The sequence below is a fragment of the bacterium genome (genome assembly GCA_022616075.1).
In the GTDB taxonomy this organism is placed as follows: domain Bacteria; phylum Acidobacteriota; class HRBIN11; order JAKEFK01; family JAKEFK01; genus JAKEFK01.
Genome location: JAKEFK010000236.1, coordinates 36,800 through 43,912, shown reverse-complemented (window position 1 = coordinate 43,912; position 7,113 = coordinate 36,800). Strand labels below are relative to the sequence as shown.

Below are 7,113 nucleotides of genomic sequence, written 5' to 3'. Positions count from 1 at the left end.
GTACCTCCGCTTTCCTGCGGAACTTGCGGGCGGGACGCTTGCGGTGCGTAGTTTCCAGGGTTTTGGCGGAATTTCACCAGGCAACCTTTACTACAAAAATAGTACGTAGTTTTGTCGAAAGTGAACTGTCCTGCCGCTTTTTCGGGAACCACATCCATGCCGCAAACCGGATCCTTCATGAATCAAAATTTACGGGGACGACCTGTTTTAGGCAATCTTATTTCCGAACGGCTCTTCAGGTAGTATTCCACCAGATCCACAACCGGATACCAGATTACACCTTCCTTGTCCCGCACATAAGGTATTTCTTGAGTCTTGCGGCGCCTGTACAGGGTCGCCTGGGAAATCTTAAAGCGCTTCTGGACTTGATCCTCGCGGATCAATAACGGAAAACCGGATCGCGCGGCTTTGCGGCCAAAAGATTGCCATGCTTCTTTCAAAATTGCATCCAGGATAGCGACAAGTTGTTTCAGCGTATCTTTTTTGATCAACCTCCGTTTTTTCAGTTCTTCCAGCTGAGATTCGAGTTCGACCGAAAGTTCATCCGCCTGCTGCAATTTTTCAAATAGTTCCGGTAAACTGGCCTGAGGTTTCTTCATGCTTTATTTCAAAATATCATTAAATACGTTGAATTCTATAAAGGCATTCGCCTGGATTCTGATTCTGTCCATGATTGGAGCGCGGGCATGGGGGCAAGAGACGGAGGATCCTCAGCAGAAAGCAAAGCCGGTGGTCATAACCGTTTCAGCTCAGGCGATTCCGGAATCCTCGGTATCTGCGTCTGTTACTGTAATTTCGCGCGAGATGATTGAAGCAAGTAAAGCGGAAAATGTGATCGACCTTTTGCAGGGAGTTCCGTTCCTTCACATTTCTCAGACCGGTGGGGCGGGCGGACTCTCGGCAGTCATGCTGCGCGGGGGCGATCCGAACTTTACATTTGTCATGATCGATGGAATTCCGGTAAACGATCCAACCAATTTGCTGGGCGGCTCGTACGATTTTTCTTATCTAAGCACGGATCAGATTGAACGAATTGAAATTGTGCGGGGTCCTCTTTCTTCTGTTTTTGGATCGGAAGCGATCAGCGGAGTGATGAACATCGTTTCCCGGAAAGGGGCCGGACCATTAAAACTATTTCTGGAGGCACGCGCGGGGAATTTTGGTTCGCAGGAAGTGCGAACTGGTATTCAAGGTCAGCATTTGAAATGGTCTTATGCTTTCAGCGGCTCCTACTTTGATATTGATGAACAAACGGCACAGGATACTTTGAACCGGAAAACGGCCGCCCTTTTTTCGAGTCTGGATTTGGGAACGGGCCGGGTTCTCAATTTCACCACGCGCTACACCGGCAGTGACGCTTCCGGTTTTCCTGAAAATGGTGGCGGGCCCCTCTTTTCGATACTGCGCGCTCCGGAGAAATCTGAATCGGAGGAATTGGTGTTAGGCGTGCGTTATCAGCAGCCGGCATTCGAAATAGATTTCGATTTCTTTGAGCACTGGAACGATTCCGCAACTCCCGCGATTCTGGACGGAATTCCACCGGGAGTTTTTTCGTTGCCTTCCTTTGAGAACAAGAGTGATTTTGAGCGAACCAGGATTCAGGCAACTGGCTTCTGGACACGGTCGCCATGGTCCGCTACAATCAGCGCATCCTGGAAACGCGAATCGGGTAATAGTGAGGGGATCATTGCCGAAGTCTTCCCCACCGAGTTTCAGCTTCAACGAGATACTCTGGCCGGTGCAGGCGAGATTCTTTACGATTCAGGCAATTTGCACGCAACTTTTGGGATTCGTGTGGATGATAGCGAGAATTTTTCAGAAGAAGTTTCTCCGCGTTTCGGCGCTACATATTTTTTTCCTAACGCAGGGACAAGAATTCGCGGGACGTGGGGCGAAGGTTACAAACTGCCATCCTTTTTTGCTATAAGCGATCCGAATATTGGAAATCCTGATCTTTTACCGGAACGAAGCCGCGGTTGGGATATCGGAGTTGAGAAGGAATTTCTTGATGCAAGGCTATTTGTGTCCGGCGCCTGGTTTCACAATTCCTTTCGCGATTTGATTGACTTCAGTTCTGATGAATTCCGGCTGGTTAACCGGCGCGAGGTGATTTCAAAAGGAGCCGAGGTGGAAGCGAGATTTCGCGCAACACACGCGATCCAATTCCTGGCGCATTTAAATTACGTGGATGCGGATATTCGTGACAGCACTGAGCCTTTACGGGACCGTCCGAAGTGGCGCGGAGGACTGGGACTGGATTGGCAACTTACGGACGCCGCCCGTTTGCATTTGAGATACACGGCGGTAGGGAAGCGCTTCGATTTCCAGATTCCAGTGCCCGAGCGTTCCGTCGCGGGGGAATACCAGACACTGGATCTTGCCGCTTCCTACCAGATCCTCGATAGCCTTGCGGCTTTTTTGCGCGTCGATAACCTGCTCGACCACGAATTTCAGGAGTTCATCGGTTTTCCAAATTCGGGAATCTACGCGCGCGCGGGCATTTCTTTGAGCTTTGAACCTTAAAGTTCGACCTGGGCGCCGAGCTCTACTACGCGGTTAGAAGGAATACGGAAGAAACTTGCGGCATTGGTGGAGTTTTTGGACATCCAAATGAAAAGTTTTTCCCGCCAAATTGCCATTCCCCATTTGGGGCTTGCCACGAGTGATTCGCGTCCCAGAAAATAGGAAGTATCCGAGGGCTTGAATTCCAATCCGGGAACCTTTACCTGTTCTAGAACGCGTGGCACATTGGGATCTTCCATGAAGCCATAGCGGATAATAACGCGAAAAATGCCATTTCCCTTTGGGATGACGACAACCCGGTTCTTCTCGTCAACATGCGGTAGCTCAAGAGTTTCTACCGTAAGCAGCACAACTTTCTCATGCAGCACTTTATTGTGTTTGATGTTGTGAAGAAGTGCGTGAGGCGTGGCTTCCGGCGTACGATCCATGTACACCGCAATTCCGGGAACGCGGACAGGTGGATTAATTTCTACGCTACTGACAAATAGCTCATCCGGTAAAGCGGAAACCTGCAACCGGTCACCCAGAATTTTTCGTCCGCGCCACCACGTGGTCATCAAGGTGAAGACAACGGTCGCGATTGCTAGTGGGACCCAACCACCGTCCGGCAGCTTGATGATATTCGCGCCCCAGAACGCAAGATCGATCGCAAGGAAGAAGGACATTAATAAAATTGCGGGAAGTCTTTTCCAATGCCACAAATCGCGGGCCACAACATAAAGCAGAATCGTTGTAATTACCATTGTTGTTGTTACGGCGACTCCGTATGCCGCCGCAAGATTGCTGGAAGTTTTAAATTCGTGAACCAGGATGATTGTGGCAATCATCAGAGCCCAGTTCACCGCAGGGATGTAAATCTGTCCGATTTCTTTTGCTGATGTATGAAGGATTTGAACGCGGGGAGAATATCCAAGCTGCACAGCCTGGCGGGTCAGAGAATATGCTCCTGAAATCACAGCTTGCGACGCAATCGATGTCGCTGCAGTAGCCAGAATCACGAGTGGAATAATGGCCCAGGAGGGCGCCATGAAAAAGAAGGGATTCACAGCAGTGTCGGGTTTGTTCAAAAGCAACGCTGACTGTCCAAAATAATTTAGCGTCAACGCAGGCAGAACAATGTAAAACCAATTGAGGCGGATCGGACGCTTTCCAAAATGTCCCATGTCCGCGTAAAGTGCTTCGCCTCCTGTGACAACGAGAAAGACGGAGCCAAGAACAAGAAAACCTTTCCAACCATTGAGAAGGAAAAAATGAACGCCGTAAAAAGGATTGATAGCAGCAAGTACCTGAGGGCGCTGAAAAATATGGACGATCCCGAGTATGGCAATCGTGAAAAACCACAAAAGCGTCAGAGGTCCAAAGATTGCTCCGACTCCCGCAGTGCCTTTTCGTTGAAAGAAGAACAAAAAGAAAAGAATGCCGATCGTAATGGGGATGATCTTGTTTTCAAAGAATGGTGTTGCTACTTTCAAACCCTCCACTGCGCTGAGAACAGAAATTGCGGGAGTGATGATTCCGTCCCCGTAGAGTAAAGCAGCTCCAAAGAGTCCGATCGTCACCAGAAAACCGAGCCCAGTTCTTCGAGGCAGGCTTTCTGTTCTTAGCAATGACATCAGTGACAGAATTCCTCCTTCGCCGCTATTATCAGCACGCACCACGAAGATCAGATACTTGATTGAAATGACAATGATCAGCGACCAGAAGATGAGAGAAAGGACTCCCAGCACGTTCGCCTGCGAAACTGGAATGGAATGCGGACCGTGGAAGCATTCGCGCAAGGCGTACAAGGGACTTGTTCCGATGTCCCCGTAAACCACGCCAAGGGCACCTAGACACAACACTAGAAGATAACGTCCTTGCAGACGATCTTCAGTGGCTATTGATTGCGAGTCTGTTTCTGTCTGTTGATCGGTTGCTACAGTGCTCAACGATGACTCTCAAGTTGACCAAGTATAACTGAACCATCTGATTCTTCAAATTTGGTCGTTCTGTTATAATAATTCAAGCATGAGGTGATAGAGGCGAAGATGAAGGAGATAGGGGCTAACGAAGCCCTCGATCAGTTGCAAAAGGATCCGGAAACTGTATACCTGGACGTCCGTTCTGTCCCGGAATTTCAACAAGGGCATCCGATCCGTGCGATCAATATTCCCATTTTGCATTTCTTGCCCGGCATGGGGATGATGCCCAATGAAGACTTCCCAAAGGTTGTAGAAGCCAACTTGACTAAGGAAACGAAGCTCGTTGTGGGCTGCAAAACGGGGGTTCGATCTGCAAGGGCCTGCGAAATTCTTGCGCAACTTGGCTACTCCGATGTATCGAATATCCGCGGAGGTTTTGTTGGTGTCATGGACAACATGGGCCGAGTATTGGAGCCCGGATGGAGTTTACTGGATTATCCCCTCTGCGGCGCATGCACTGAAGATGCGCAATACGATACACTGGCGACAAAAGCAAAACTTTAAAACGAAATACAACTTGCTTTGGGCCGGTTAACGAAAGTTACCTTGAGGGGGTGCCGTGGCTAACATTCCTTTCCAGCTTTTAAAAGACCTTGAGAGCGTTCGTTCTCTGTTTAGAAACCTTAAAATCGGCCTGTACACAATCGATGTTCACGGGAATTTTCTGGAAGCTACGGAAGAGTTTCTTGAAATTTTAGGTCTTTCTTCAATTAAAGAGCTTCGCCAGAGCAATGCAAGAGAAAGATTGAATCTGGAGCCTTATGACCGGAACCCGGCCATGCCCAGACAGGATCGCCTGGTGCGTGAACTGGACCTATCCGTGCGAAGAGCGGACGGCCGCCTGATGACCTTGTTAGATATCTCCTACGCGTCTCACGATGAAAAAACGGGCGATTTGATTTATCACGGGATCATTATGGATGTCACGGACCGCAAGCGTCCCGAGCGTAGCGCTCTGGAACAACCAAGCTTGAGAGATCCGCTAACAGGTTCTTATAACAGACTCTTTCTGGAAGAATTTGAAAGACGAATGATCGAAATTGAAAAGAACTGGGGTTGCATTTACATCTTCATCGATCATTTCAAGCAGTTTAATGACAGGTACGGTTATGAGACGGGCGAAGAGGTTCTTCGAAAAATGAGCCACTTCTTAATGAGATATGCACGAGCGAGCGACGGAGTAATTCGTATGGGAGATGATGAGTTTCTGGTTTTGCTTCCCAATGTGGATTCCTCGATCGTTTCCCGAATCAATCGCCGGTTTCGCCAGGCCGCTCTGGGTCAGGCACCTATCACTTTTTCCATGGGGACCGCTACACGACATACCGGTGAGTCACTGGAAAAGACAATTCTTCGCGCTAGCCGTGACTTAACTCCTGTTCGTGTACTGTTAAGAACCCCCAAAGTAGTTCGGCGTTAGAAAAACAAAGAAGAAAATTGTCGCTAGTACTGCAGAGGAACATACAATTTTTAAAGCTCTGCGTCCCTGCGCCTCTGCGTTAAAAAATTATTGTTCGGCGAGTCGGAAAATCTCGCCGGTGGGGGAGTGATGGGCGATGTAAAGCTCGCCGTTTTCATCTTCACCGAACGTACTGATATTTTTACCACTCGATAGCAATGGAGAAACGATCCACTTTCCGGAAGAACGTTTTGCTCCCGAAATAACTCCGGAACAGTAGTCGGCAAAAAGATAAGTGCCTGCTAAAGCAGGGATTGCGCTCCCGCGATAAACGAAACCGCCCGTGACAGAGCATCCCTGTGAATGGTTGTACTCAACAATGGGAAGCTTGAGTCCGGGACTGTTGCAGTTTGAGGAAGGATTGAAACAATGCTTTCCTTCCATCTTGCGCCAACCATAATTCACGCCTCCGGGACTTTTCCTTCGCTGGTAGTTGATCTCCTCCCACTCACCCTGTCCAACGTCACCGATATAAAGGCCGCCTCTTCGACTGTCAAATGCGATTCTCCATGGATTGCGAAGACCGTAAGACCAGATTTCAGGTCTTGCGGGCGGACGGTTTGCGAATGGATTGTCCGGCGGGATTGCGTACGGTGAAGCGCTATCAACATCGATTCGCAAAATTTTCCCGAGCAAGCTGCCGAGATTCTGCGCATTGTTGTTTGGATCACCTCCGCCACCACCGTCTCCAACAGAAAGATACAGATAACCATCTCTGCCGAACTGAAGTTTGCCGCCATTATGATTACCGAAATTCGGATGAGAAATTTTCAAAAGAGTTCTCTTGGAACGTTTCCTCGCAACATTCGGATTGGCGGAAGTTTTGAACCGGGCAAGAACCAGATCTCCTGAAGAGTCCACGTAATACACATAAAAGAGTCTGTTGTTTTCGTAATCGGGATGAAACGCCAGACTGAGGAGTCCCTGTTCTCCGCAACAGGTTACGGAAGTCTGAATACTCAGAAATGGCTTCGTCAAAACATTTGTGCCGTCGTAGACAACAATCTTGCCACCCTGCAGAACGATGAATAGCCGGCCGGATGCGTCTCCAGCATGGACAATATCTACGGGTTTGTCGAGATTTGCCGCAACAGAAACGAGTTTGATTTGAGCTTCAGCACCCGCAAAAAACAAAACCAGAAAGAGGCAAGTCGCAATAACTCTGGCCAT

Annotated in this window: 7 protein-coding genes; 3 read left to right on the top strand and 4 right to left on the bottom strand. The window is 48.9% G+C overall.

Annotation, left to right across the window (positions count from 1 at the left end; all coding sequences use genetic code 11):
- The coding region (locus L0156_19615) for a YHS domain-containing protein (protein ID MCI0605200.1) at positions 1 to 158 on the bottom strand (158 nt) is incomplete at its 3' end.
- 24 nt (positions 159 to 182) lie between these two features.
- Complete coding sequence (locus tag L0156_19610; protein MCI0605199.1) at positions 183 to 599, bottom strand: hypothetical protein; 417 nt, start codon at positions 597 to 599, stop codon at positions 183 to 185.
- A gap of 28 nt (positions 600 to 627) precedes the next feature.
- Between L0156_19610 and L0156_19605 the strand changes: the two genes are divergently transcribed.
- Positions 628 to 2,523, top strand: a complete 1,896-nt coding sequence (locus L0156_19605) for a TonB-dependent receptor (protein ID MCI0605198.1) — start codon at positions 628 to 630, stop codon at positions 2,521 to 2,523.
- Here L0156_19605 and L0156_19600 read toward each other — a convergent pair.
- Positions 2,520 to 4,403, bottom strand: a complete 1,884-nt coding sequence (locus tag L0156_19600) for a potassium transporter Kup (protein ID MCI0605197.1) — start codon at positions 4,401 to 4,403, stop codon at positions 2,520 to 2,522. The two genes, L0156_19605 and L0156_19600, sit on opposite strands and share 4 nt — an antisense overlap.
- Before the next feature lie 147 nt (positions 4,404 to 4,550).
- Here L0156_19600 and L0156_19595 point away from each other — a divergent pair, with 147 nt between their 5' ends.
- Both L0156_19595 and L0156_19590 read left to right on the top strand, forming a co-directional pair.
- Positions 4,551 to 4,988, top strand: coding sequence for a rhodanese-like domain-containing protein (locus L0156_19595; GenBank protein MCI0605196.1), 438 nt, complete (start codon positions 4,551 to 4,553; stop codon positions 4,986 to 4,988).
- Positions 4,989 to 5,043: 55 nt separating this feature from the next.
- Positions 5,044 to 5,904 carry a sensor domain-containing diguanylate cyclase gene (locus tag L0156_19590; GenBank protein MCI0605195.1) on the top strand — a complete coding sequence of 287 codons (861 nt, stop codon included), beginning with the start codon at positions 5,044 to 5,046 and terminating at the stop codon, positions 5,902 to 5,904.
- An 87-nt stretch (positions 5,905 to 5,991) separates the two neighbouring features.
- Here the strand turns inward: L0156_19590 and L0156_19585 are convergent, their stop codons facing one another.
- A complete protein-coding gene (locus L0156_19585) occupies positions 5,992 to 7,113 on the bottom strand; it encodes a PQQ-dependent sugar dehydrogenase (GenBank protein ID MCI0605194.1) in 1,122 nt (373 codons plus the stop codon).

Bases quoted from the DNA above. Each gene is read 5' to 3' on its own strand.
- L0156_19585 (MCI0605194.1), bottom strand. From the start codon at position 7,113: ATGGCCAGAGTTATTGCGACTTGCCTCTTTCTGGTTTTGTTTTTTGCG.
- L0156_19610 (MCI0605199.1), bottom strand. From the start codon at position 599: ATGAAGAAACCTCAGGCCAGTTTACCGGAACTATTTGAAAAATTGCAG.
- L0156_19595 (MCI0605196.1), top strand. From the start codon at position 4,551: ATGAAGGAGATAGGGGCTAACGAAGCCCTCGATCAGTTGCAAAAGGAT.